Origin of the sequence: Clavibacter sp. MX14-G9D (genome assembly GCF_032917815.1) — a bacterium.
GTDB lineage: Bacteria > Actinomycetota > Actinomycetes > Actinomycetales > Microbacteriaceae > Clavibacter > Clavibacter michiganensis_K.
Genome location: NZ_JAVCVL010000329.1, coordinates 1 through 2,007, shown reverse-complemented (window position 1 = coordinate 2,007; position 2,007 = coordinate 1). Strand labels below are relative to the sequence as shown.

The following is a 2,007-nucleotide window of genomic DNA, read 5'->3' as shown; positions in this document are numbered from 1 at the left end:
CCGCCGCGCACCGCGGTCCCGGGATCCCCGCCGCGACGGAGCGCGAGGGCCTCGGCCGCCTGCTGCGCGGCGCCACCGACGCCGCCTGGATCGCCGCCGAGCGGACGGACCCGCCGCTCCCCCGCCAGGTCTGGCTCCCGTCCGTGCAGGTCATGCTCGCCCGCGTCGCCGAGGGCAGCGCCGCCGGCCTCGCCGTCGTCGTCAAGGGCGGCCACAACGGGGAGCACCACAACCACGACGACGTCGGGTCGTTCATGGTCGCCTGCGACGGGATCCCCCTCGTCGTCGACGCGGGGCGCCCCACCTACACGGCGGCGACGTTCGGCCCCGGCCGCTCGCGCATCTGGACCATGCAGAGCGACTGGCACAACGTCCCGTCGGTGCGCGGCACGCCGCAGGCCACCGGCCGCCGCGCCGCCGCGGTGGACGCGTCGGTCGCGCTGGGGGACGCGTCGAGCGCCTTCGAGGCCGAGCTCGCGGCCGCCTACCCGGGCGCGGGCCTCGTCTCCTGGCGCCGCCGGGTCGCCCTCGATCGCTCCCCCCAGCGGGTCGTCGTGGAGGACCGCTGGGACCTCGACCCGTGGGAGGGCTCGGGCGAGGAGCCGCCGACGACGGTCCGCCTGCTGCTCGCCGGCGAGGTCGACGCCCGCGCCGGCGAGGCGCTCGTCCGGCACCCGGGCTCGGCGCGGGGCATCCGCATCGGGTGGGACCCGCGGTGCGCGCACGCGCTGGCGGAACAGCCGCTCAGCGACCCCATGCTGACGTCCGTGTGGGGAGATCGGCTGCTGCGGCTCGACATCGACGCGGCGGGGGTGCGGTCGCTGCGTGTGACGGTAGACATGGACACATCGATCGGAGACCGCACATGAGCGATCAGAACGCACCCCGTCCGCTGGCCGCGGAGCGGCGCGCGCACATCCTGTCCGCGCTGGGCGCGGAGGGCGCGGTCCGGATCTCCCAGCTGCGGGACTCCCTCGGGGCCGCCATGGTCACCCTGCGCCGCGACCTGGCCGACATGGAGCGGGAGGGCCTGCTCACCCGCGTCCACGGGGGCGCCGTCGCGGTCCCGACCCCGGGTGCGCCCCGGGCCGCGCCGCACGGGGCGGGCGAGACGCTCGGCTCCATCGCGGTCCTCGTCCCCTCCCTGGCCTACTACTGGCCGGGGGTCCTCCGGGCGATGGAGGCCACGGGCCGCGACCTCGGGTACGAGGTGATCCTGCGCGGCGCCTCCTACGAGCTGCAGGACGAGCGTCCCGTCCTCGAGCGCCTGCTGCGGGACGAGCGCGTGAAGGGCCTCATCGTCGCGCCCAACACGGACACGGAGCACGGACCCGCGGTGATCCGGTGGCTCGCCGACTGCGGTGTGCCGTCGGTGCTCGTCGAGCGGGACGCGGTCCTCGAGCCCGAGGGCGTGCCCGTCGAGTCCGTCACCACCGACCACGCCCTGGGCGCCGTCCTGGCCGCCCGGCACCTCGCGCGGCTCGGCCACCGGAAGGTGGGCCTCATCCTGTCCCGGTCGTCCCCGACGTCCCGCAAGATCACCGCCGGATGGCTGCGCGCCTGCGAGGAGCTCGGCCTCACCCCCGCGGACCACTTCGAGCAGCAGCTCCCCGACCGCGCGAGCCCGGACTTCTCGGCGGTGGTCAACGCGACGCTCGAGACGGCGCTGGAGAACGGCGTCACCGCGATCCTCGTGCACTCGGATCCCGAGGCGATGGCCTTCGTCGACCTGGCGCTCGACCGCGGCATCTCGGTGCCCGGGGACCTGTCCGTCGTCGCCTACGACGACGAGGTCGCGCGGCTCTTCACCCCCGCCCTCACCGCGGTGAGCCCGCCGCGGGCGGGCGTCGGCGAGGCCGCCGTGCAGCTGCTCGTCCAGCGGATCGAGAACCCGGAGCGGCCGTCGCACCGCGTGCAGCTCGACCCGCAGCTGATCGTGCGCGACTCCTCGGCCGCGCCCGCCCCCCGCCGTCGCGAGCCCGTGCCGGTCGGCGCCGCGGACCGGGG

Annotated in this window: 2 protein-coding genes; both read left to right on the top strand. The window is 76.5% G+C overall.

The features are described from left to right. Positions 1–869 (top strand): heparinase II/III family protein (locus Q6969_RS15290; protein ID WP_317231211.1); only part of this gene is annotated, 869 nt, incomplete at its 5' end. Continuing rightward, on the top strand, positions 866–2,007 hold a 1,142-nt coding region (locus tag Q6969_RS15285; protein WP_317231210.1), incomplete at its 3' end, for a substrate-binding domain-containing protein. The genes Q6969_RS15290 and Q6969_RS15285, both read left to right, overlap by 4 nt.